This is a genomic window from Psychrobacillus sp. NPDC096623 (genome assembly GCF_044762655.1).
Classification (GTDB): Bacteria; Bacillota; Bacilli; order Bacillales_A; family Planococcaceae; genus Psychrobacillus.
Window position 1 is genome coordinate 97,258 of record NZ_JBIWER010000002.1, and the last position, 21,956, is coordinate 119,213.

Sequence of the window (21,956 nt, forward strand, 5' to 3'; positions counted from 1 at the left end):
ATGATAAATGGAACAACTAACGACGAGAAGAATTGAAATCGTAGGGAAAGAAGTTGAAGGGATTCACGAAATCTTAACGCCAGAAGCATTAGAGTTCGTGGCTTCCCTCCATTACCTTTTTGATAATAGAAGAAAAGAATTGTTACAAGCTCGCCAAACTCGTCAAGAAAATCTAGATAGTGGTGGGACATTAGACTTTTTACCGGAAACTAAAGCGATTCGAGAAGGGGATTGGACAATTGCTCCTCTCCCCGAAGATTTACAGGATCGCCGAGTAGAAATAACCGGCCCAGTAAATCGCAAAATGGTTATCAATGCACTAAATTCAGGTGCCAAAACATTTATGGCTTGTTTTGAAGATGCTACTTCTCCAACTTGGGAGAATATGATTGAAGGTCAACTCAACATGCGCGATGCTGTGCGTAAAACAATCTCTTATACACAGCCTGAAACCGGTAAAGTGTATAACCTGAAAGAACAGCCAGCTGTACTTATTGTAAGACCAAGAGGATTTCACCTTTTGGAGAAAAATATACAAATTGATGGTAAGCCGATATCAGGTAGCTTCTTCGACTTTGGACTTTATTTCTTCCATAATGCAAAAGAAGCAATCGCTCAGGGAACTGGTCCTTACTTTTACTTGCCGAAGCTAGAAAGTCATTTGGAAGCACGATTATGGAATGATATTTTCGTATACACACAGCAACAATTAGATGTTCCTAAGGGGACGATTAAGGCAACTGTTTTAATCGAAACAATTATGGCAGCATTCGAAATGGATGAAATTTTATATGAGCTTCGTGATCATTCTGCTGGTCTAAACTGTGGACGTTGGGATTATATATTCAGTTATATTAAACGACTTCGCAATCAATCACAGGTCATCTTGCCAGACCGAGGCCAAGTAACAATGACGTCACCATTTATGCGTGCTTATTCGCAATTATGTATCCAAACCTGCCATCGACGAAATGCATCCGCTATTGGTGGAATGGCCGCACAAATTCCTATAAAAGGGGACGAAACAGCCAACGCCGCAGCTTTCGCCAAAGTAAGCGAAGACAAACGTAGAGAAGCGACGGACGGACATGATGGAACATGGGTAGCGCATCCTGGTCTAGTACCGGTGGCTTGGGAGCAATTCCAAGAACATATGCCTACACCAAACCAGATTCATCGAAAACGAGAGGATGTTCACGTAACCGCTCAAGATTTACTTGAAGTACCTAAAGGAACTATTACAGAAGAGGGGCTACGCATGAACTGTAGCGTAGGGGTCCAATATATCGCATCTTGGCTACGTGGAAATGGAGCAGCGCCGATTAATAACTTGATGGAAGATGCCGCGACAGCAGAAATTTCTAGGACACAAGTGTGGCAATGGATTAGACATCCAAAAGGAAAACTGGAGGATGGTCGAAAAATTACCATACCTTTAGTAGAACAAGTGTTAACAGAGGAATTAGGAAAACTAAAAGCTTCGTTTGGTAATGAAGCTTATGGGAATGGTCGCTATACAGAAGCTGCGGAGCTATTTCTATCATTAGTAAGAGAAGATAAATTTATCGAATTTCTCACATTGCCAGGCTACGAAAAGATTAGCTAAACAAACAATCCATTCAAGGAGGTGATTTGCATGAAAACAACTACTCAAGAAGTAAATACAAAGCATTGTCGTGAATGTGGATGTGTTATTAATGAGCAAGTAGAATCATCCCTTTACGAGTGCGAACGTTGCATAGGCATGAACGAGGAATAACTATAACTAAATATACAAAAAACCAGTGAGGACGCATATAGTTCCACTGGTTTTTTGTGTATTACACTATTATTATTAATATAAAATTACCTTTGAAAGGTGACATATAAAATGGCAACTTCTGAAAAAGAATTAAGGACTTGTAGCAAAGGACATAAGTATTATAAAAGCAGTGACTGTCCGACCTGTCCAACTTGTGAGCAAGAAAACAAACCGGATAGCGGATTTCTATCGCTGCTCTCAGCACCAGCAAGAAGGGCGTTAGTGCATAATGGAGTAACCTCTTTGCAGAAACTCTCTGCATTCAGTGAAAAAGAAATCTTGAAACTTCATGGTATAGGTCCAGCTTCATTACCCATACTTAGATCTAGCTTAGAGGAAGAGGGTTTGACCTTCAGAAATTAATAACACCATACAAAATGCATCGCAAAATCGCGATGCATTTTGTATGGTGTTTTAGAACCCTATTCAGCAGGATACGTAGTTTGAATGATTTTTTGCCCATTTTCTTCTACATATTCAATGATTAGTTGTGTGCCTTTCTCAAGGTTTTCAAACTGAGGCCTTGCTACCACAGATAATTGCATTACTTCCATACCGCCTTCTAGATTTTTCACTTCAATGGAGTGAGGATCTACTAGTCCGGTAAAAGTGACTTCCTGTGTTTGAACGACTAGTTTTCCAGGCGACTTCAATAATTCATACGCGACCTCTTCCTTTTGCTCATTTAATCCTTCTGCAGTTGACCAAACGACCAATGTATAGGACCCCGCAGGCACTCCCGCAAGCTCTTCTGCCAGGTTGAGTGGAATCTTCCATTCTTCACTAGGCTGTAGTTTCTTTTCTTGCTTTTCTTGTATGAATAATTTATTTGCTGAATAAGTGTAAATGACTGCATTCGCTTTGTTTAATAGTTGGAATTCGATTTGTTGACCACTCGACATCTCCAAAACAGCTTCTTCTGATGATTCATTTTTAATCGTAAAAGATCCTAGCCCATCTGCTGTTACATCAAGCTGCGTGGATAAATGTGCTTTTTCGGGTACACTTCCAGTAGTAGAGTCCGTTGCACTTGATCCGCAGCCAGCTAAGATAAAGAAAGGGATTGCAAATAGTAAAAACAGACCAATTTTGTTTCCTATTCTCATGTTGTACACCTCCTGTATAAGAATTAGACCATTTTTTGGATAAAAAGTTACACCCAGAGAGAACAATAATTTTTACACAAAAAAACTTCCCTGTGTAAAACACAGAGAAGTTTTTTTATGCTTTTACAGGGCTGAATTCATGTACCCATACAGTCATATGAGGTAACCACGGCATACCTGGGTGATAAGACAAAATGGATTGTTTATAATCCTCTACCGATTCAAAGCCCTCTTGTTTTGCGTGTTCATCCGCCAAATCACCTAGTGTTTGAATGTATACACGGTCTACTACAAAGGACTGTCCTTGAAGCTCCATTATTTCGCCTACATCTGCATAGCGACCATTACGGCGTGTAGCAGTTTTTTTTCCTTGTAATACTAAAGCAACATCTGATTCCATTGTTACTAATCTTTCGACGGAACATGTTTTTGGAGGTAAATTTGTTTTTTCGTGATTTGTCATTTATAGCCCACCTTGTTTAAAAAATTTCTACTTCTTTCAAGTGTACATGTTAAACGTATTGCAGACTATGGTTAAAAAAGCTCTTTTTTAGAAGACCAGAAAGTATCTACTATTTAGTTATTATCTGTCCAGCTGGAGCGCTTCAGACTTGTAGAAAAGGCAAAGAGAGCCTTTTACTTCAAGTCGTCCAACGTTTTCGCTGCAGGGCGGGTCTGCTACTTTTCTTAGTTAGGTCTAGTGTAGAGTTTATCCCGTGTGAATGGCTCCGTCACCACTATATGCGCTAGTTCCACAGGTGCCTTACCTTCTTTTTCAAAATATATTTCCTCTAATTTTGGGAAATTTTCAAAGTAGGACTGAACAATTGTCCCAATAAATATATTTTCTCCAGCACTTCCTTGTACATTAACCAGTCCATTGTCCATATTCAAGATTAGTTTCATGTTATTATTCTCCAAACGGTAATCAATTAACCCAACATCGAGCACCATAATTTCTTCGAATATTTGACGCACTAAATCTCCTGTAGGATCAATAGTTACCTCGTATGGTTCTACATATTCCGCATTTGCGTCTCCTCTATAGACAGTAATTGTTCCCTTGCTTTCTTCCGTTGATTCACTTCCTGACCATTCATAAGCTACCTCTTGTTTTTGATCACTTAACGTTTCTGCAGTCGACCAGGCTACAAGCGTATATGAACCCGCAGGTACTTCTGCGAATTCTGTTTTTAAGTCAAGAGATATGACAATTTCTTCGTTTGGTTGCAGTACTTTTTCGGAAATCATTAGAATGAATACTTTATCGGCCGAATAAGTGAATACAGTATCACCTTCCTTGTCTAAAAGCTGATATTCTATTTCCTGTCCGCTCGGATACGTTAAAGTCGTTTCTTCCGCTGTTTCATTTTTTATCGTAAACGTACCGTTACCATCTTCTTTAACTTCTAGTTTAGTTGTGATACTTTCATCCTCCTGTTGTTGCGATTCACTACCGGTATTGCTATCTGAATTATTCGTTCCACAGCCTGCTAGGACCAAAATAATAAAAAACGAAAATACACTCCATATATGTCTTTTCAATATAATCACTCCTTTATAAGATTAGACAGTTCAGCTCGTAGAAAGTTACATAGTAAATTGTTAGAAAAATAAGATATTGGTATAATTGTGTCATAGGGGGAGATTCAGTGAACAGAAAGGTATTAATTTTATTCTTACTGATAGCTTTTGTAATGGTTGGTATTTTTGTTTATAACGAACAGTTTAGTGCAGAGGCTATTAAAAAGAAAATAGTTAACCAAGAGGGCTATACATTCGAGCTTCAAAAGGAGAATGTCCCAATTGAGTTCTTTATCAAACCAGATTGGATTCCTATCTCATCAGAAGAACCCTTAACAATTGATGAAACAGTTTATTCGGATGAACAAACAAATATAGTTCTAATGGAAGTGAACAAAAGAGGCGAGCATTTAACCTTTTCTTTTGATACAAAGTATCGGTTGAATCGAGAAAGTGGGAATTTACTCGTAAATTATACGATGAATCCAGGTGGAGGGATAACAACTAAGAGCAGTATGGATGATATTCAACTAATTGATAAGAATCATAATAAGATAGAAACAAACGGGGAAGGGAGGGGACCTGACGAAAAGTTTGGCTTTGATATAGACCACGGACAATACGCTACAATTGCAGATGGTTTTTTTGTTAGATACAACTTATTCAATAAATATTCATACAAAAAAATTAAATAAAAGTATTAAATGCGTTCATTAGTGGCTAACCCATTTAGAACGCATTTATTGTTTTTATATAGTAATGGTTTTCTTAAGAATTTCTTCATATTTTCCCTACTGGAATGTTAAGGAATGAAGGGTACAATAAGTAACATAAGAACGCCATGCCAGGAGGTAAGTAAATGACACAGCTTACAGTATTAGTAACCGATGATGACCAAGATATTCGAGATGGCATCGAAATTTACTTGAAAAATGAAGGATATCGTGTTTTAAAGGCTGCTGACGGATTAGAGGCTTTGCAGTTAATAGAAGAAAACGAAGTTCATGTCATTGTGTTGGATATTATGATGCCGAAAATGGACGGTATTTCTGCAACATTTAAAATTAGAGAGCAAAGAAATATCCCAATTATTATGTTGAGTGCGAAAGCCGAGGACTCGGATAAAATTCATGGATTGTCTGTTGGAGCAGACGATTATGTGACGAAGCCTTTTCATCCGATGGAATTGGTGGCACGAGTGAAGTCACAGCTAAGAAGATATACGAAATTAGGGAATTATCAAGGACAGCAGCAAGTGATTGAAATCGATGGATTAGTATTAAACAAAGAAGCGAAGGATCTTTCAGTAGAAGGAGAGTCCGTTAAACTAACGCCGATTGAGTTTAAAATCACAGAGCTTTTGATGACAAATGCAGGACGTGTTTTTTCCATCAATGAAATATACGAACGTGTGTGGAATGAACCCGCCTATAACGCTGAAAATATAGTAGCAGTTCATATCCGAAAAATTCGAGAAAAAATAGAAACAGATCCTAAAAATCCTAGATACTTAAAGGTGGTGTGGGGTGTTGGCTATAAAATCGACAAGTAAAATGAGTTTTCTTCTATCTATTGTGGCAATTGTCTGTGGGATACTTTGCTTGTTTTATTGTATAACCAACCTAATGCCTTTAGTAGAAATAAGAGAGAGCTTTGTGAAAATCATCCAAAACATGAAAGGGGGCGTAGCAGGGTGAAAAAACCGATGATAAAGGATATAATGCTATCTTTGCTAGCAGTAATGATGGTTTTAGCCTTCATAACGCTAATTAGAGATGGCGGCAATTATATAGGGAAGAACTATTTTGACAGTGACGAGTTTAATGCAGAATTGAGTAGCTTTGAGTCTTCCATTGTGTCTCTTATTTTAGCAGTTCCAGATAGTGAAGAATTAAAGAAAAATATTACTGTAACAGCGGAGGAAATAGATGAGCACCGTTACCGGTTTGGCAGTCTACAAAATCAACTCGATTCCATCATATCTCAATATGAAGGAAGAACGGACGAAGCATCTCTAGCGGAACGCAATAAAAAAATGGAAGACATTACGAAAAACTTCGAGGATAATGTGTATGTAGCAGATAAGATACGACTTGAAAAAGAAAAACAAGTGGATGAATATTTCCTAGTATTAGAGCGTCGGAAAAATGAATTCTTAAATTATGATAAAGGTTTTATTTATAAATTGAAAAATAAAGAGACTGGTGAAGAATTTACAAATGGAGAGATGAACACCAATCTTGCTTATAAAAAAGAATACTCTAGTAAATCCAATTATTTAAGAGGAAATGTTATAAATGATAGTATAGATAACTCTTGGTACGTACAAAATTTAGTAGGCTATACCCACCCGCAATTCGAAGGAACTATCGCAGTATCAGAAGCAAATATTAAGAATGGTGATAGAGCGAATAGCTATCAGTATTTTAAAAAAGAAGAGAGATTCTTTTTTGGAATACTTATCCTAGGTGTTATAGCGGCTATTACATTTATATTCTTTTGGAGAAAAGACAAGAGTCATTTTCAGCTTGAGGAAGGAAAGCGGAAGTATCATAGCTTGCCTATAGATGTACAATGGGTATTATTTTTTGTCAGTATCTTTATTGTATTTACTGCCACGAATGAATTGAGGATTGGTATTTTACATTATGGAGGATATGATATACCAATTTTTACGTTAATCATTGCACTTCTTGCAGCCACTTTTGTATTTTATCAGTGGGAATGGTTAAAAGGTGGATTTGGAAGCTTTGATTGGAAGAATACGCTTTTGTATAGTTGGTATAACTCATTAGAAGGCTTTTTCTTAAAACGCACTATTGGAGTTCAAACGTTAATCATGCTTATTGTCATATTCTTCTGGGGATTTGGTACTTTGCTAACACTTGTTCAACCATATGCTATTATCGTCTGGGTTCCCGCAACGATTTTAATCGGCATTCCAGTACTCATGTTTTTATTGTCCAGAATGTCATATCTGAACCGAATTATGGTAAAAACCGAGGAAATGGCAAGAGGTGTGATTGGAAACGAAGTCGAAGTGAGAGGGAAGTCACCAATTGCTGAGCATGCGGCTAGCTTAAATGGACTTCGTGATCGCATAAAGTCATCCCATTCCGAGCAAGCAAAAAGTGAACGCTTGAAAACGGAGCTTATCACAAATGTTAGTCATGATTTGCGTACACCGTTAACATCTATCATAACGTACACCGATTTGTTGAAAAATCCAAGTATTACAGATGAAGAAAGAGCATCCTATATTGCGATTTTAGATAAAAAATCGATGCGTCTGAAAACGCTCATCGAGGACCTGTTTGAAGTATCTAAAATGGCGACGGGAAATATCGAGTTAGATAAAAGAAAAGTGGATTTAACCCAGCTACTGCAGCAAGCAATCGCTGAACACCAGGAAGACATTGATAAATCCGGGCTAGAGTATCGGGTAGCCATTGGCACAAAACCAATCATGTCCTATGTAGATGGGCAAAAGTGGTGGAGAGTTCTCGATAACCTGATCATCAATACGCTAAAGTATGCCCTACCTAATACTCGCGTGTATCTCAATTTGGATCAAATCGACGGGGAAGCTGTTTTCATCATCAAAAATATAGCGAAGTATGAGCTAGGAAACGATGTAAATGAATTAACGGAGCGATTCAAACGAGCTGACACATCTCGTCATACAGAAGGTTCCGGACTAGGCCTTGCCATCGCACAATCTATCGTAGATTTACACGGAGGCAGCTTGCGAATGGAAGTAGACGGAGATTTGTTCAAAGTAACCGTGAAAATTGCAGTAATCGTATAAAAAAGAGAGAAATCCTGTTGGGGGTTTCTCTTTTTTTGTGGAGAATTACGTTAGTTGGAATTTTAGGGAGTTTAGTTGGAATAATTGAAGGCGTAGTTGGAATCTGGGGAGATTTAGTTGGAATAATACCCCCACTAGTTGGAATAGTAAAAAAAATCCATGAAAAATTAACCGAATTGATAGTAATCGGAGAAATCCAGGTGAGAAACTTCTCTTTTAGACGTAGAATTTGTGTTAGTTGGAATTTTAAGGGAGGGAGTTGGAAAAACGAAGGGTGTAGTTGGAATCTGGCGAGGTTTAGTTGGAATAATGAGCCTCGTAGTTGGAATAGCAAAAAAACGCATCAAAAAAGACCGCCAAGATTAGCGGTCACGCTGTAAAACATAATGTCGTGCTTTATATTTGTTCACAGGCTGAAGTGAAAGTTTATTCAACAAATAATTTCCGGCATACTTGTCCTTTAATTCGAGGAAATAGACACATTCTTTGTTGCTTATGCTATTTTTCATAAGATAAAACCAATCTTCTACTGCTTGCTGCTGCATAACAAGTTTTGGTGTGTTGCAGATGCGACACCTTGTCTGACCACTCATTCTCTTCCGGCAAGTGGGACAAATCAAACCAGTTATTACTTCAGAAAGGTTCACGTGAAATATTTGTGCTATTGGATTAGGGACAAAATCAAATGATCTGGATAAAAGTAGAGTGAGTAATTGACTAAATTTTGCAGTCGATATAACATCGGGCATTTGATTGTAATTATCTATATAGAAAGAGATGTCACAACCCATAACAATTGTGGTATATTTTGGAGGAAGTACAACATGCGTGTTGCTATAAGCAATAACAATGAGTTTTTTTATAGGGAGATTTATTTTTAATACCTGTAGTAATGATTGAAGTTTTTTCGTTTGACGAGTTACTCGCTGCTCGGGGCATTTAAAGGATGTAATTTCACCTTCGAATTCTCGGATCAATTGGTCGGGGTTCTTTTGAAAGGAAATTTTACCTCGGATATTTTTTATTTCTAAGAGTGCTAAATATTTTTTGGTAAGAATAAGTGTATCTATTTGGAGATAGCTATTGGAGTCAAGCGGGATGTGAATATCTTTGAGAATGGCATAGTTTTTAGGGAAGTGCACCTGCTTAAGAAAGTTGTCCACATAGCTTTCTCCGAGAAACCCTGCTTCAGTTGCTTTTATTCGTTTCTCTATTTCTAGATACGTAGGGTGATAGGTAGGTAAACGTTGCAGAATTCGCTTGTAGATTAAAATCGATTTTGGTGGTTTGCGTGGTATATCGATGATACATTCCTCCTTTTCATCGAAAATACAATTTTTATAAATATATAACAAGTACAAAGGGGATGAGGATTTGGAAACATTGAACCAGTTAAACTTTGCAAGAATCTACACATTAGGGAGAATTAACCAGGTAAAAGAAACTTCATGGGATATCCAGCCACCTGGTTTCAATAATACAATTCGCTGGAACGTAGGCCATGTATATGTGAATGCAGAGGTATTTACGCAAAAGGCAATTCCTCCTTATGAAATTGTACATCCAGAATGGGTTCCCCTATTTGTTCCTGGTACAAAACCAAGTGATTGGAATCTGGAGCCTCCAACTTCAGAAGAATTAGTCAGTGCTTTAAAGAAACAAACGGAACGAATAATAACAGCGCTGGATAACAATTTATCAAATACTCTAATTGAGTCTATGGCCATAGGCAACCTACATGAAATGAAGACAGTCGAAGCACTGGTACAATTCATGATTTGGCATGAAGGGGTGCATGCAGGAATTATTCACGCTTTGAATCGTGCTACAAGTGAGTAATGATGAAAATTTATATTGTAGGCTCCGTGGGGAGTGGTAAAACTACACTCGCTCGTAAAGTTGCCACCAAACTTCAAATACCACATTTTGAAACGGATAATTTTGTATGGAACCATAAGCCAGCAGGTGATATTCGAAATGAAATAGATGTTAGAAACCAATTATTTAACGATGCAGTAAAACTAGAAGAGTGGGTCATAGAAGGTGTACACATCGATTGGACAGACGAGGCATTACTATCTGCCAACCAAATTATATTCTTAGATATCCCTGTGAATAAAAGAACATGGCGCATAATTAGGAGATACCTTCGTCAGCTTCTAAAAATAGAAAAGGTAAACTATAAACCGACCTTTACTATATTCCGGAAGATGTTTCAGTGGAATACATACTTTGAAGAACAAATGAAACCATTATTCCTAAAAAAATTTGAAGTCTTTGGTACGAAAGTGCGTTACTTTAATACAAATGAAGAAGTAGAGAATTGGTTGCGGCAGCTTAGCGAATTAAACAAATGATGTAAAAACTAGGCTGTATAAATAAGAAGTATAAATTGAAGGAGAATTAACTATGACAAAAAATTTTTGGATCAATTTGCCAGTTCAAGATACAAATAAATCAAAAGAGTTTTATAGCAAACTTGGATTTTCGACTAATACACCACCTGGCAATAGCGATCAAGTGCAATTAATCATCGGAGATAATAATGCTAACGTAATGCTTTTTCCTGTTTCTACGTTCAAAAATTTTACCAAACATGAAATTGTCGATACAAAACAAGCTACTGAAGTATTATTTTCCATTGATGCCGAGAGCAAAGAAGAAGTAGATGAAATAGCGAAGAGGGCAGTAAAGGCTGGAGGTACAATTTTTGGTGAGCCTTCGGAGAACCAAGGTTGGATGTACGGCTGCGGTTTTACTGATTTAGATGGTCATCGCTGGAATGTGTTGTATATGGATATGAGCAAGATGCCAAAGGAGTAAGAAATAAAAAACAACTCCTTTATCAAAAAGGGAGTTGTTTTAACAATCATTTCTTATAAAAAATCTCTTCTTAATTCTTCTGATGATCTTGGTGAAATATAACTAGGTGCGACATCAAAAACTGTTTTCGCACCATACTGTTTTTCATCATTTAATCGGTAAGCTGCTCTCGCATAGGCTACTAATACGCTTGCAGTAAATTCAGGATTGCTGTTTAGTTTAAGGGAGAATTCGTAAATTTGCTTGTTGCCAGCTCCCGTATTGCCACCTCGGATGACAAATCCTCCATGTGGTGATTTGGAGTGGTCGCGTTTTAATTCTTCTTCTGAGATAAAATTGACTTCTGTATCATAATCAGCGAAGTAGTTTGGCATTGTTTTGATTTCATTCTCGATTGCTGCTTTGTCTGCGCCTTCTTCAGCAACGATATAGCAAACACGGGCGTGCTTTTCGGCAGTTGTTAGTTCAGGGTTTGCACCACTACGAACTTTTTCGATTGCGTCTGCAGCTGGAATTGTATATTGTACACCATTTTTTACACCATTTACTCTTCTTACTGCATCCGAGTGTCCTTGGCTCAGTCCTTTACCCCAGAAAGTATAGTTTTCACCATTCGGTAAAATTGCATCTGCCATCACACGGTTGATGGAGAATAAGCCTGGATCCCATCCTACTGAGATAATTGCCGTTGTATTATTTTTTGTTGCAGCATCATTTACAGATTGATAAAACTCAGGAATTTTTGCATGCGTATCAAAACTATCAACAGTGTTGAACATGCTTGCAAAGTAAGGAGTTTGTTCAGGTAAATCTTTTGCTGAACCACCACAAAGTAACATCACATCAATTTCATTTTTGTAATCAATCGCATTTGAAATATTTACAGTTTTTATATTGGGGTCATCAAGATTTAAGTCTTTAGGATCTCTTCTAGTGAAAATTGCTACTAACTCCATGTCCTGAGTTTGTTTAATAGCTTCAGTTGCACCTTTCCCGAGATTGCCATATCCAACTATGCCTATTTTAATCTTATTACTCATATACCTATCTCCTTCTTCTTTACTAAATTTTTAAAGTGAAGAAATGAATAATTATTTTTAGTGGTTTCCTTTATTATAAGTGGATTAAATATTTTATGTAATAATATTTGGTTTTAAATAGGTTTAAATCTAAAAAAAGTAGTTTTTCATAGTCCAAAAAGTGTTTCGGTATTACACCTGTGATCCGCAGAAATAATAAGCGACAGGTCATGTTTAACCTTCCAAGGGATTTTGAAGGGTTATTTGGCATGTGCAAAATAGTATATATCCTATTAGCTAGTTAGTTGAAGCATGGATATTTTTATAAGAATTGTATTATACTTTAGAGATAGATATGAAAAGGAGTAGATTTATAATGGAGAAGGTAGCATCATTCTTAATGTTTCAAGATGACAATGCAGAAGAGGCGATGAATTATTACACATCCCTCATTGAAGATTCTCAAATTACAAGTATTGTTCGATACGGACCTAATGAATCTGGAAAAGAAGGAACTGTAATGCAGGCTACTTTTACTTTAAAAGGGCAAGAATTTATGTGTATTGACAGTAACGTGAAGCATCAATTTTCTTTCACTCCTTCTTTCTCAATCTTTGTTACTTGTGAGACTGAAGAGGAACTTGACAATCTTTATCATAAACTCAACGAAGGTGGACAAGCACTCATGCCTTTAGGTGATTATGGTTTCAGTAAAAAGTTCGGTTGGCTAAATGACCGCTTCGGAGTTTCGTGGCAACTAAATCTTCCTAAATAATAGGAAGAACTTAGTATTGTCCTCCTTATAACAAAATAAAAATGTAATTTCTTCAGTTAAACCGGTGCTTTAGTGAAACAAGATAGTCAAAATAGCCTTGTTAAAAGTAATTTAACAAGGCTATTTTTGTATCTCCTTAATTATCAATTTAAACTGTTCAAATTGAGTGAAAACATTCTCAGGGCTTTCCGCTTGTCAAAACTCAGTCTGCTTCTATTCGAAGAGCTTGAATAAATTGGCAGTCTACGATAAGTGTTGAACCTGGTTCTGTTGTTGGATCATTAAAGAATGCACAGCAATTATTCTGGTCTAAGTTAATAAAAACAACATCTTCTAACACAATACCGCTTGATAAGAACACATCGACTTCAGTCTGTACTTGTAATCTTCTTAACTGATCACAAATACAACCTCTACAGCTATTGGAATCTTTCTCGTGATGTTTATTCGGCTTATCACATTTATTACAATCATTTTTCATTCTCAAGACCTCCTTTCATTTTATTGTAAATTTAGCCTTGCATTAATAACTTATGATTTCAAAGTGAAAAGAGATTGTACATATTGTCCAATATTAATAAAGATGTTTAAATTTGAAGTTTTAAAGCTACAATCTTTCGATTAAAAAATCTATAGCTCAAGGTGCTTAAACTAACGGGTTGCTTTAGCAGAACAAGACCATCTTTTTTCGGTGGTCTATTTATTTATCCAATACAATAAGTAGATCATAGAAATCCATTGTGAAATGTTACACTTAAACTTCTTCCACAGTAGGATGTTTCAATAACACATTAAAGAAAGTAAAGGAGAAAATGATGAAGAGATTTTTATCTAAAAATATACATTGGCTATTACTTATCTTTGTAATTATCAATTTGATTATTGGTTTTATTAACTTTACATATTCAAAGCAAGATTTTATAGCAATAATTTTTGGGATAGTAGGGCTATTAGGGGTTACTTATCTTGTTATTCACATAGAATCGCAGAAAAGAAAGGAAAAAGAGAGGGAATGATTTTTTTACATAAACAGTTTTGAACATTAAATACAATGTAAAAACAGACTATTCTTCTTCAACTAATGAGGTGCTTAGAGCACAAGGTAATACAGTAATTATTTAACAACTGATTCAAATCAGGAAGTAATAGAAGTTCAGGTGGATGGTAAAGCAATACCTTTTGATGAGGTAACAATTTAAGGGGGTTTTTTAATAAGTTTGTTAATTGTTATCTTCAGCATTCGAGTGCGTTTTTTAATAAGCGTTGCTGTTCTTATTAAGCTACAGGTGCTTTACTTCAAGAAGGAGTAAAGCATTTTTTCTTACAGCAGTTTAGTAGAAGAAAGAATGCCAATTAAATTTAACAGAAAATAAGAGAAGTTTTATAGAAAGGATGAGGATTATGGAGCAGTGGCTTAATGTTCAAACACTTATCTGGTTATTTCCGATTATGTTTATCCTTCATGATTTTGAAGAAATAATTATGGTTGAGAGGTGGATGGAGAGAAATTCAACTTTGATATACGACATATTGCCCAAAAAAATTGCGGATAGAGTCATTAAACAATTTTCTATGTCAACAGCCCAGTTTGCCGTTGCCGTATTAGTTATATTTCTATTCGTAAGTATTGCAACTGTTATGGCAAATCAATATATGATTCAAGGATTACATGGTAATATTTATATATTTACCATTATTACATTGGTTTTTTTTCTCCACGCTTTCACTCATATAGGTCAATCTATCATTCTTCGTTCCGTTACGCCTGGTGCATTTACTTCGTTAATTGTTATCATTCCATACAGTTTAGTTTTATTTCAATCATTATTAGTAAATGAAGTAATTACATGGAAAATTATTTTTCTGTGCTTACCTTTTTGTCTCTTAATTATCCCGGTTGCATTGCTTGCTCATTGGATTGGGAAAAAAGTAGTATAGAAATCTAATATGCTAATTTTACGAACGGGTGCACTAATAAAAAACACAGGTAAATAATCAACCATCAGCTTTAAAATACACAAACAAAAAAGGAATCACCATTTTCTAAAATGGCCATCCTTTTTTTTCATCATGTCTATTTCTTTTATTAAATAATCCAATTTATGCTGTATATCTGATAATTGCTGCTGATTTACTTGTTTTGTTTGTTCCACATTTTTTTCTTCCTGAGCTAGCTCGGAAAGGGCGATGCCTTCACCAATGGTTTCAATAATGTATCCGATTGTTACAACAACACTACCTAAAAATCCAACCTTTTCAGCAAGGTTAGTCTTTTGCTCATTCTCCGGCTCGTTTTGGTCTAGCGGGTTCATGCGCAGTATCATCCTTTATGCTATCTTTTTATCTTTATTGTCCAGCTCCAGTGCCAGTGCAAAGCTCGTTGCAGAAGAACGTTGTCCGGGCTAACATAGACACTTGCGCTTTTCATATAGTATATGTTGACGGAAGTGAATAAGTTATTTTTTTGTGGGGACCAATTTATGTTCAAAAGCATAGATAACCGCTTGTGTACGGTCACTAACCTCCAGTTTCGATAAAATATTGCTGACATGTGTTTTAGCTGTTTTCAATGCTATAAAAAGAGTGTCTGCTATATCTTGATTTGTTTTGCCTTCTGCCATGAGTAAAAGTACTTCATGCTCTCGGTCCGTTAAATCCTCATGGAGAGCATGATCCGAGCCTTGACGCATACGTTTCATCATTTTATTGGTTACTTCAGGTTCTAATACCGCATCTCCATTTAACGTTTTGCGTATAGAGTCTGCAATATGAGAGGCTTTTGACGTTTTTAACAAATAACTGATAGCCCCCGCTTCTAGTGCTGGATATACTTTGTCGTCATCGATAAAGCTTGTGACAATCATTACTTTTGCTTCTGGCCATTGTTGAACAATTTCGCGTGTTGCCTCTGCACCATTCATAATGGGCATAACCATATCCATTAAAATAATATCTGGTTTGTGCTTAAGCGCCATATCCACCGCTTCTTTTCCATTAATGGCTTCTGCAACTACTTCCATATCCGGCTGCGCCTGCAAGTACGCGGAAACGCCGATGCGGACCATTTCGTGATCATCCGCTAATAAGATTCGAATCATTCTCTCGCTCTCCTATCTCTAACTGGATTGTTTCAATGCTTTTATTCTCGATCGGCAGCTTCACTTCTACAATTGTACCTTGAGAAGGAACGGAAACAATCTTACATGTTGCGCCGATTTCAACTGCTCGTTCCTGTACACTTTGCAACCCATAAGAGCCATTTTTAGAATCAACCTGTTCAAATCCGACACCGTTATCCTGAACTCGGAAAATAGCAAGATTATCTCGTTCGACGAATAATATATCGACTTCAGTAGCGTTTGCATGTCGCAGTGTATTGGACAACGTTTCCTGTGCGATTCGGAATAAATGATCCTCGGCCCCTTTAGACAAAGGAACGTCTTCTAAGCGATAACGAATTGTGAAAAATACCTTTTCCTGTAATTCCATTAGCAACTCTTCTAAACCTTCTTTTAACGTTTTATCATGAAGCGCTGCCGGACGAAGATGTAGTAATAATGCTCGCATTTCTAATTGAGCCTGTTGTACAATTTTTTCGGTTTGTAACAATGTTTTTGGGGCTTTTTCATGCTGTGATTCTTCTATTTCTACCATAGCTGATAGAAGCATAGATGCAGCAAACAATTGCTGGGAGACAGAATCGTGCAGCTCTCTAGCTAGTCGTTGTCTTTCTTGTATGATTTGTTCCTGAATAAGCTTATTTTGAGCCTCCGCTTTTTCATTGGTAATGCGTTGTAAAGTCTTACGTTGAGTCATGATCAGTTGCTCTAACTGAGTTGTTGTTACATGTAATCGCTTTGAGTAAGTATACTTTTTCTTCGCTGGTACGAATGTTTCCGCTGCTAGCAAAGGGCGTAGGCTAGTATCAATCTTTTTTTCCTGATCACGAACCTTTTGTAGTGTATTCAATGAAAAACTAAAGCTCATAATGGCAAGAATGATAATAATCCAAGCTCCAAAGGGAACCTCTGCGTATTTCAATTCTAGTAAGGACCACCAAGCATCTTCATTTGGCCAATCCCATAATACATACAGCAAGAGTGCTGCTAGTGACAATAAAATGATGAAAATAGAGAGTCCTTGCCCCACAATAATTTTCATTTGCGAATCACCTCAATATCCCCAATCCATGTGGATACAGTAATAACTAATTCTGATGCATACGTAACATCCTCTAAATAACCATCTTTCACAAGCACGGACTGATTCCATAACCGCTGTACTCCGCGACTAAAGATGTTTGCCTCTCCAATAATAGTTGCGTAATGTAGCCTTACCGGAATTTCGTATGGTACATAGATGGTCACTTTCCCAAGGGACTGACGAATGGAAATGAAAGAAGTGCCCTTTGGCAATACTGTTTGTGTTACATCAATAACTTGTTCTCCATAAAAGCTTTGCACATGAACATCCTGCCACTCATACGAATTAAATGGAGTCGTTTGAGAAGAAAATAACTTATTTTGAATAATACTATTCGGAGTTTCTTTATATACGGTGTCAAATGGACGTACCATTTTTTGAATAGGTTCATTTTTCCAAAGCTTATATAGGATATAACCCATAATAGCGAGTAGTAGAAGCCGCAAGCTCCACATCGAAAAAACTGCAATGATTAAAAGAGTAAATCCAGTCCAAAATAAAAAGCGATTACGTTTTCGCATGCTAAAATACATCATCCCGATGCCAAGAAGAACTAATACAATACTGCCGTTTCCAAAAATTGTAGCCTCTATGAACATAAGGAAAACAAAACAAATGAGTATAAATGCTAATCTGTTTGTCTGGTTTTCTTTCATAACGAGTATTCCTCCTTCTTCGCATAAGGTGAAACTTCCATCAGCGGGGGTTTCTTTACCTCTTGCTGATAGAAAAATTGAACTCTGGTAAATAAAGCCGCGTCTTGCGGCAATGCCCGAGTGATCAACCTGTTAAACCGGGATAAAGATTAGTAAGGAGAAGGCGAGTGCCTTCCCCTCTAATTGAGCTTCTAATCTCTTCTATTGGTATGCTCCAGACGCCAGCTGCTCGATCACTTCAGGCTTGCTAAAAGGCAAAGGACGTCTTTACTTCAAGTCTTTCAGTGTTTTGCGCAGCATTGTGGCGTCTTGCGCCTTTCTTATAGTTTACACAATTTCTTCTTTAGTTTGTGCGTTTTTTTCTAACATTTCTAAACGTTGTTCCATAGAAGTGATTTCATGCTCTTTTTCAATCTTTTGTCCAAGGCGTTCAATGTATTGCTCCATGTCTTGGAAAGTGCCGAAACTCTTTTCTTTTTGCTCTGGCTGTAGAATGCGGTCCATTTGGTGATGTGCGCGAGTAACATTTTCTTTCCCCATCAATTGCAATTGACGAACCTTCATGTCTTTGATTTTATGTTTCATCTCTTCGTATTTACGCTCTAACCCGAAAAGCTCTTCTGTTGTTTGGTGTATGCTGTTTTGTAATACAATGGCACGTTCCTCATATGCGTTAACTTCTGCTAAAGCAAATGCAGCTAAGTCCTCCTCGCCACTTGCAGTTGCAAGCTCTACTTGGGCTCTACGCTTTTCCACCATTTGCTTTGTTTCAGCAAGTTCTTTTTCTAGTTCTTGTTTCAAATTCCCTTGACGCTCTAACCATTTGCCGGTTTGCTCTGTTTGTCTTTCTGCTTCCCGAATATATTGGTTTAGCATTGCAATTGGATTTTTCTCTTCTTTTCTGTCAAAAAGCTTGTGTAAGTCTGCTTCTATTGAGTACTTTAATCTGTTTAATAGTGATGTCATTTTCGTTTCCTCCTTATTTTGAAAGCTCATTCCATTGTTTTTCAAAGTTTACAAAAGGGTCATCTGTTTTAACGATTGGTGATGAAAAGCTTACTGCTTCGTTGTTCCATTTTTTCACTACATACCAAACTGCTAGTATTGCCAAGATAGCGAAGAATCCAGGTACGTTTACAACCGCACTGATTAAACCAACGATTCCTACGCTTGCCCAAAAGATTTTTAAAAAGGTTGAATCACTCTTCAAGTAAAAATGTACTCCTGCAAAAACGATTGCCGCGGAGATCCCAAGAGCTAAAAGCGAACCTAAGTTAGCTAGAGCTACAATCCCTGCGATAATTCCTAACGTTAATAAACCAAATTTTTTCATATATTTGTTCCTCCTCTCGTTTGTATTACAAGCTTAACAATTCTAGAAACATATCCAAACGGGCTTAGAAATGATTTTCCTATCGGTCTAGAGACTTAGGAGTACTAAGAACTTGGACAAGCGGAAAATTAGACTTATAGTTACTACGTAAAATTTACCCCAAGGAGATATGGTTTTTTTGCGTGATTTATTTGCCAGAAGTGCAAAGGATGATTTTCATAATTTATAGTCAAACCCTTGTGCAAGCAACGATTTTTGAAATATCTTAAGTCATGCTATACTAATGAAAAAGCGTAGAATTGTCCTTTTAGAAATCAGTGTAGTTGCAAAAAAGTATATTTAAAAATACATACATTGGAGAAATGATACATGAAAAGAATCGCTGGAGCTGCAGTAGCCATCCTCATATATTCTGCAATTGTATTTTACTTTGGCTGGAGTGTTGCCACTTGGTTAGAGCTTTACTTTCCTATAAATAATTGGTTGTTCGGTATTGTTTGGGGACTAATTACTTTTGGGTATATCATTGGGAAAGTAAGTCACAAGCTACGGATTTTTAGTGTGATAGGCTCTTATTGGATGGTCGTAATGGAGTATGGCATTCTCCTTTTTCCTCTAGCGGCAATATTCACATGGATTTTTCCAACACATTTAAACCTAATCGGCTGGATAGTTACTGGAGCTTTTCTCCTTATTTTTATAATGGGTACCTATTATGCATACACACCTGTTGTTCGAGAGCTTGCAATTGTATTGCCAAAAAACGAATCTAAACTAAAATCTATAAAAGTTGTAGTTGCATCTGATTTTCATCTTGGTCTATTGTCCAATAAGGCGCATTTAACTCGCTTTGTGAAAAAAGCAAATGCGGAAAAACCAGATTTAGTATTGTTAGTTGGAGACTTGGTAGATGATGATCCAATTTGGTTTGTTCAAAAAGGCATGTCCGAAGTGATGAAACAGCTCCAGTCTACGTATGGTATATATGGGGTGCTTGGAAATCATGAATACTATGGAAAGCAAATTCCGCTTTTAGTGGAAGAGATGGAAGCGTCGAATGTCCACATGCTATTAGATGAAACTATTTTAGTGGCAGATTCGTTCTATTTGACAGGTCGTGAAGATTTAACGAATAAAAACCGAAAGCAATTATTCGAGTTAGCACCAGAAAAAAAGGATTTACCGTGGTTTGTAATGGATCACACACCTTCTAATTTATTGGTACCTGAGAAGGAAAAGGTAGATTTTCATGTGTCTGGTCATACACATCTTGGTCAAATGTGGCCAAATCATTTATTGACCAGAAGGATTTTTGAATTAGATTATGGGTATAGGAAAAAAGGAAGTTTACATGCAATTGTATCTTCGGGATTTGGCTTTTGGGGACCACCTATAAGGTTAGGCAGTCAATCGGAGCTATGGTCAGTAAACATTAAGTTAGAGGATGGGGAAGTATAATGGAAGCATGGATTACAGACTGGATGAATCAGTTTGGTTATCTTGGAGTATTTTTATTAATTTTGGCAGAAAATATTTTCCCACCGATTCCTTCTGAAGTGATTTTGACACTGGGAGGATATATGACGACTACTACTAGCATGACGAAGCTCGGTATTATCATTGCATCCACAGCGGGTTCTGTTATTGGAGCTGCAATTTTATACGGTATCGGTAAACTACTAGATGTAGAGCGTTTGGAGAAAATTATAGGAAAGTACGGCAAGTTTCTACGATTAACGATCAAGGATATTCATAAAGCAGACGCTTGGTTCGATAAATACGGGGTCTGGGCAGTGTTTTTTGGAAGATTAATTCCACTTGTAAGAAGTCTAATTTCGATTCCTGCCGGGATGTCGAAAATGAATTTTGGACTATTTCTTCTATTTACGACACTTGGAACATTGATATGGAATACGGTATTAGTTTCGGTGGGGGCCGCAGTAGGAGATAACTGGGATGTAATTGTTGGATATATGGATATTTACTCCAACATTGTATACGCACTAATTGCTATTGGTGGTATTGCATTTCTTATTTGGTATTTCAAAAAACGAGATTAAGGAGATAATATGGAAATTTTAGAGTTATTAAAGGCACTTATACTTGGATTTGTAGAGGGAATGACAGAGTTCGCACCGGTATCATCTACGGGACATATGATTATCGTGGATGATATGTGGTTGAAAACAGAGGAATTTTTAGGAATGTATTCTGCTAATACGTTTAAAATTGTTGTACAACTAGGTTCGATTTTAGCGGTAGTTGTTGTGATGTGGAAACGCCTATTTAGTTTAGTAGGGTTATATAAAATAGAAAGTGAACAGTCGAGTAAACAGTTCAACTTACTGCATGTAATCGTTGGAATGCTACCTGCTGTTATCTTGGGATTTGCGTTTAAGGACTTTATTGACGATCATTTATTCGGTGTAGAAACAGTTATATATAGCCTAGTAGCAGGGTCTATTTTAATGATTATTGCGGATAAATTGGGACCAAAAAATCCGAAAATAATTAGTTTAGACCAGATTACATATGCACAAGCATTTAAAGTGGGACTTGTACAATGTCTATCGTTATGGCCAGGATTCTCTCGTTCAGGAGCGACAATTTCTGGTGGTGTATTATTCGGAATGAGCCATAAAACAGCAGCAGATTTTACATTTATAATGGCTGTACCAATTATGGCTGGTGCAAGCCTGGTATCTGTTTTGAAAAACTGGGAACATATTAATATGAATGATATGGGCTTTTATGTAGTTGGGTTTATTAGTGCATTTGTATTTGCCCTTATCTCCATCAAGTTTTTCTTAAAGCTAATCTCTCGAATCAAATTAATGCCATTTGCTATTTACCGCCTAGTTTTAGCGGCAGTTCTAGCGATTATCGTATTTCTTTAAAAAAGATTGCC

General features: G+C 36.9%; 26 protein-coding genes. 14 read left to right on the top strand and 12 right to left on the bottom strand.

Going from position 1 to position 21,956, the window contains the following annotated elements; genetic code table 11:
* Positions 1-7 precede the first annotated feature (7 nt).
* From aceB to ACIQX2_RS05200, 3 genes are all read left to right on the top strand, one after another.
* The gene (gene aceB, locus ACIQX2_RS05190) at positions 8-1,606 is read left to right on the top strand and encodes a malate synthase A (RefSeq protein WP_402847591.1); all 1,599 of its coding nucleotides are present in this window, start codon (positions 8-10) and stop codon (positions 1,604-1,606) included.
* Positions 1,607-1,636: 30 nt separating this feature from the next.
* On the top strand, positions 1,637-1,759 hold the full coding sequence (gene yhfH, locus ACIQX2_RS05195; protein WP_139185094.1) for a protein YhfH: 123 nt from the start codon (positions 1,637-1,639) through the stop codon (positions 1,757-1,759).
* Between the two features lie 111 nt (positions 1,760-1,870).
* The gene (locus ACIQX2_RS05200) at positions 1,871-2,164 is read left to right on the top strand and encodes an RNA polymerase alpha subunit C-terminal domain-containing protein (protein ID WP_402847592.1); all 294 of its coding nucleotides are present in this window, start codon (positions 1,871-1,873) and stop codon (positions 2,162-2,164) included.
* A 59-nt stretch (positions 2,165-2,223) separates the two neighbouring features.
* Here ACIQX2_RS05200 and ACIQX2_RS05205 read toward each other — a convergent pair whose 3' ends face one another.
* The 3 genes from ACIQX2_RS05205 to ACIQX2_RS05215 form a co-directional block, all read right to left on the bottom strand.
* The gene (locus ACIQX2_RS05205) at positions 2,224-2,907 is read right to left on the bottom strand and encodes a BsuPI-related putative proteinase inhibitor (RefSeq protein WP_402847593.1); all 684 of its coding nucleotides are present in this window, start codon (positions 2,905-2,907) and stop codon (positions 2,224-2,226) included.
* 115 nt (positions 2,908-3,022) lie between these two features.
* Complete coding sequence (locus tag ACIQX2_RS05210) at positions 3,023-3,370, bottom strand: ASCH domain-containing protein (RefSeq protein WP_402847594.1); 348 nt, start codon at positions 3,368-3,370, stop codon at positions 3,023-3,025.
* A gap of 224 nt (positions 3,371-3,594) precedes the next feature.
* On the bottom strand, positions 3,595-4,452 hold the full coding sequence (locus ACIQX2_RS05215) for a BsuPI-related putative proteinase inhibitor (protein ID WP_402847595.1): 858 nt from the start codon (positions 4,450-4,452) through the stop codon (positions 3,595-3,597).
* A 107-nt stretch (positions 4,453-4,559) separates the two neighbouring features.
* Between ACIQX2_RS05215 and ACIQX2_RS05220 the strand changes: the two genes are divergently transcribed.
* The 3 genes from ACIQX2_RS05220 (at position 4,560) to ACIQX2_RS05230 (ending at position 8,239) form a co-directional block, all read left to right on the top strand.
* Positions 4,560-5,126 (top strand): hypothetical protein, encoded by a 567-nt coding sequence (locus ACIQX2_RS05220; protein ID WP_402847596.1) that lies wholly within the window; start codon positions 4,560-4,562, stop codon positions 5,124-5,126.
* Positions 5,127-5,290: 164 nt separating this feature from the next.
* A complete protein-coding gene (locus ACIQX2_RS05225; RefSeq protein WP_402847597.1) occupies positions 5,291-5,983 on the top strand; it encodes a response regulator transcription factor in 693 nt (230 codons plus the stop codon).
* Positions 5,984-6,124: 141 nt separating this feature from the next.
* Positions 6,125-8,239, top strand: a complete 2,115-nt coding sequence (locus ACIQX2_RS05230) for a sensor histidine kinase (protein WP_402847598.1) — start codon at positions 6,125-6,127, stop codon at positions 8,237-8,239.
* Positions 8,240-8,601: 362 nt separating this feature from the next.
* Here the strand turns inward: ACIQX2_RS05230 and ACIQX2_RS05235 are convergent, their stop codons facing one another.
* Positions 8,602-9,600, bottom strand: coding sequence for a nuclease-related domain-containing protein (locus ACIQX2_RS05235; RefSeq protein WP_402847599.1), 999 nt, complete (start codon positions 9,598-9,600; stop codon positions 8,602-8,604).
* A gap of 13 nt (positions 9,601-9,613) precedes the next feature.
* On the opposite strand from ACIQX2_RS05235, the gene ACIQX2_RS05240 reads away from it, so the two are divergent.
* The 3 genes from ACIQX2_RS05240 to ACIQX2_RS05250 are packed head-to-tail and all read left to right on the top strand — an operon-like array spanning position 9,614 to position 11,062.
* Positions 9,614-10,078 carry a DinB family protein gene (locus tag ACIQX2_RS05240; RefSeq protein ID WP_402847600.1) on the top strand — a complete coding sequence of 155 codons (465 nt, stop codon included), beginning with the start codon at positions 9,614-9,616 and terminating at the stop codon, positions 10,076-10,078.
* Positions 10,079-10,080: 2 nt separating this feature from the next.
* Positions 10,081-10,596 (top strand): P-loop NTPase family protein, encoded by a 516-nt coding sequence (locus ACIQX2_RS05245; protein ID WP_402847601.1) that lies wholly within the window; start codon positions 10,081-10,083, stop codon positions 10,594-10,596.
* A 52-nt stretch (positions 10,597-10,648) separates the two neighbouring features.
* The gene (locus ACIQX2_RS05250) at positions 10,649-11,062 is read left to right on the top strand and encodes a VOC family protein (RefSeq protein ID WP_402847602.1); all 414 of its coding nucleotides are present in this window, start codon (positions 10,649-10,651) and stop codon (positions 11,060-11,062) included.
* Between the two features lie 53 nt (positions 11,063-11,115).
* On the opposite strand, the gene ACIQX2_RS05255 is transcribed toward ACIQX2_RS05250, so the two are convergent.
* Positions 11,116-12,102: a diaminopimelate dehydrogenase gene (locus ACIQX2_RS05255; protein WP_402847603.1), complete on the bottom strand. Its 987-nt coding sequence runs from the start codon at positions 12,100-12,102 to the stop codon at positions 11,116-11,118.
* Positions 12,103-12,457: 355 nt separating this feature from the next.
* Here ACIQX2_RS05255 and ACIQX2_RS05260 point away from each other — a divergent pair, with 355 nt between their 5' ends.
* Positions 12,458-12,856: a VOC family protein gene (locus ACIQX2_RS05260; protein WP_402847604.1), complete on the top strand. Its 399-nt coding sequence runs from the start codon at positions 12,458-12,460 to the stop codon at positions 12,854-12,856.
* Positions 12,857-13,058: 202 nt separating this feature from the next.
* On the opposite strand, the gene ACIQX2_RS05265 is transcribed toward ACIQX2_RS05260, so the two are convergent.
* Positions 13,059-13,337 (bottom strand): hydrolase, encoded by a 279-nt coding sequence (locus ACIQX2_RS05265; RefSeq protein WP_402847605.1) that lies wholly within the window; start codon positions 13,335-13,337, stop codon positions 13,059-13,061.
* Positions 13,338-14,257: 920 nt separating this feature from the next.
* Here ACIQX2_RS05265 and ACIQX2_RS05270 point away from each other — a divergent pair.
* Positions 14,258-14,794 carry an HXXEE domain-containing protein gene (locus tag ACIQX2_RS05270; protein ID WP_402847606.1) on the top strand — a complete coding sequence of 179 codons (537 nt, stop codon included), beginning with the start codon at positions 14,258-14,260 and terminating at the stop codon, positions 14,792-14,794.
* 95 nt (positions 14,795-14,889) lie between these two features.
* Here the strand turns inward: ACIQX2_RS05270 and ACIQX2_RS05275 are convergent, their stop codons facing one another.
* From ACIQX2_RS05275 to ACIQX2_RS05300, 6 genes are all read right to left on the bottom strand, one after another.
* The gene (locus ACIQX2_RS05275; RefSeq protein WP_402847607.1) at positions 14,890-15,168 is read right to left on the bottom strand and encodes a hypothetical protein; all 279 of its coding nucleotides are present in this window, start codon (positions 15,166-15,168) and stop codon (positions 14,890-14,892) included.
* A gap of 144 nt (positions 15,169-15,312) precedes the next feature.
* Positions 15,313-15,954, bottom strand: coding sequence for a response regulator (locus ACIQX2_RS05280; protein ID WP_402847608.1), 642 nt, complete (start codon positions 15,952-15,954; stop codon positions 15,313-15,315).
* The gene (locus ACIQX2_RS05285; protein WP_402847609.1) at positions 15,929-17,017 is read right to left on the bottom strand and encodes a sensor histidine kinase; all 1,089 of its coding nucleotides are present in this window, start codon (positions 17,015-17,017) and stop codon (positions 15,929-15,931) included. The genes ACIQX2_RS05280 and ACIQX2_RS05285 overlap by 26 nt, the downstream gene beginning before the upstream one ends.
* Entirely contained in the window at positions 17,014-17,715 is a 702-nt protein-coding gene (liaF, locus tag ACIQX2_RS05290; protein WP_402847610.1) for a cell wall-active antibiotics response protein LiaF, read from the bottom strand. The genes ACIQX2_RS05285 and liaF overlap by 4 nt, the downstream gene beginning before the upstream one ends.
* 327 nt (positions 17,716-18,042) lie before the next feature.
* Positions 18,043-18,681: a PspA/IM30 family protein gene (locus tag ACIQX2_RS05295; protein WP_402847611.1), complete on the bottom strand. Its 639-nt coding sequence runs from the start codon at positions 18,679-18,681 to the stop codon at positions 18,043-18,045.
* A 13-nt stretch (positions 18,682-18,694) separates the two neighbouring features.
* Positions 18,695-19,048 (bottom strand): lmo0954 family membrane protein, encoded by a 354-nt coding sequence (locus ACIQX2_RS05300; protein WP_402847612.1) that lies wholly within the window; start codon positions 19,046-19,048, stop codon positions 18,695-18,697.
* A 369-nt stretch (positions 19,049-19,417) separates the two neighbouring features.
* On the opposite strand from ACIQX2_RS05300, the gene ACIQX2_RS05305 reads away from it, so the two are divergent.
* The 3 genes from ACIQX2_RS05305 to ACIQX2_RS05315 are packed head-to-tail and all read left to right on the top strand — an operon-like array spanning position 19,418 to position 21,945.
* Positions 19,418-20,506, top strand: a complete 1,089-nt coding sequence (locus ACIQX2_RS05305; RefSeq protein ID WP_402847613.1) for a metallophosphoesterase — start codon at positions 19,418-19,420, stop codon at positions 20,504-20,506.
* Positions 20,506-21,108, top strand: a complete 603-nt coding sequence (locus ACIQX2_RS05310; RefSeq protein ID WP_402847614.1) for a DedA family protein — start codon at positions 20,506-20,508, stop codon at positions 21,106-21,108. The genes ACIQX2_RS05305 and ACIQX2_RS05310 overlap by 1 nt, the downstream gene beginning before the upstream one ends.
* 9 nt (positions 21,109-21,117) lie before the next feature.
* Entirely contained in the window at positions 21,118-21,945 is an 828-nt protein-coding gene (locus ACIQX2_RS05315; protein ID WP_402847615.1) for an undecaprenyl-diphosphate phosphatase, read from the top strand.
* Positions 21,946-21,956: the final 11 nt, after the last annotated feature.

Coding starts and splice junctions, on each gene's coding strand:
- ACIQX2_RS05305 (WP_402847613.1), top strand. CDS start 19,418: ATGAAAAGAATCGCTGGAGCTGCAGTAGCCATCCTCATATATTCTGCA.
- liaF (WP_402847610.1), bottom strand. CDS start 17,715: ATGAAAGAAAACCAGACAAACAGATTAGCATTTATACTCATTTGTTTT.
- ACIQX2_RS05200 (WP_402847592.1), top strand. CDS start 1,871: ATGGCAACTTCTGAAAAAGAATTAAGGACTTGTAGCAAAGGACATAAG.
- ACIQX2_RS05225 (WP_402847597.1), top strand. CDS start 5,291: ATGACACAGCTTACAGTATTAGTAACCGATGATGACCAAGATATTCGA.
- ACIQX2_RS05280 (WP_402847608.1), bottom strand. CDS start 15,954: ATGATTCGAATCTTATTAGCGGATGATCACGAAATGGTCCGCATCGGC.
- ACIQX2_RS05245 (WP_402847601.1), top strand. CDS start 10,081: ATGAAAATTTATATTGTAGGCTCCGTGGGGAGTGGTAAAACTACACTC.
- ACIQX2_RS05270 (WP_402847606.1), top strand. CDS start 14,258: ATGGAGCAGTGGCTTAATGTTCAAACACTTATCTGGTTATTTCCGATT.
- aceB (WP_402847591.1), top strand. CDS start 8: ATGGAACAACTAACGACGAGAAGAATTGAAATCGTAGGGAAAGAAGTT.
- ACIQX2_RS05250 (WP_402847602.1), top strand. CDS start 10,649: ATGACAAAAAATTTTTGGATCAATTTGCCAGTTCAAGATACAAATAAA.
- ACIQX2_RS05295 (WP_402847611.1), bottom strand. CDS start 18,681: ATGACATCACTATTAAACAGATTAAAGTACTCAATAGAAGCAGACTTA.
- ACIQX2_RS05265 (WP_402847605.1), bottom strand. CDS start 13,337: ATGAAAAATGATTGTAATAAATGTGATAAGCCGAATAAACATCACGAG.
- ACIQX2_RS05300 (WP_402847612.1), bottom strand. CDS start 19,048: ATGAAAAAATTTGGTTTATTAACGTTAGGAATTATCGCAGGGATTGTA.
- ACIQX2_RS05315 (WP_402847615.1), top strand. CDS start 21,118: ATGGAAATTTTAGAGTTATTAAAGGCACTTATACTTGGATTTGTAGAG.
- ACIQX2_RS05285 (WP_402847609.1), bottom strand. CDS start 17,017: ATGAAAATTATTGTGGGGCAAGGACTCTCTATTTTCATCATTTTATTG.
- ACIQX2_RS05205 (WP_402847593.1), bottom strand. CDS start 2,907: ATGAGAATAGGAAACAAAATTGGTCTGTTTTTACTATTTGCAATCCCT.
- ACIQX2_RS05255 (WP_402847603.1), bottom strand. CDS start 12,102: ATGAGTAATAAGATTAAAATAGGCATAGTTGGATATGGCAATCTCGGG.
- ACIQX2_RS05210 (WP_402847594.1), bottom strand. CDS start 3,370: ATGACAAATCACGAAAAAACAAATTTACCTCCAAAAACATGTTCCGTC.
- ACIQX2_RS05275 (WP_402847607.1), bottom strand. CDS start 15,168: ATGAACCCGCTAGACCAAAACGAGCCGGAGAATGAGCAAAAGACTAAC.
- yhfH (WP_139185094.1), top strand. CDS start 1,637: ATGAAAACAACTACTCAAGAAGTAAATACAAAGCATTGTCGTGAATGT.
- ACIQX2_RS05260 (WP_402847604.1), top strand. CDS start 12,458: ATGGAGAAGGTAGCATCATTCTTAATGTTTCAAGATGACAATGCAGAA.
- ACIQX2_RS05310 (WP_402847614.1), top strand. CDS start 20,506: ATGGAAGCATGGATTACAGACTGGATGAATCAGTTTGGTTATCTTGGA.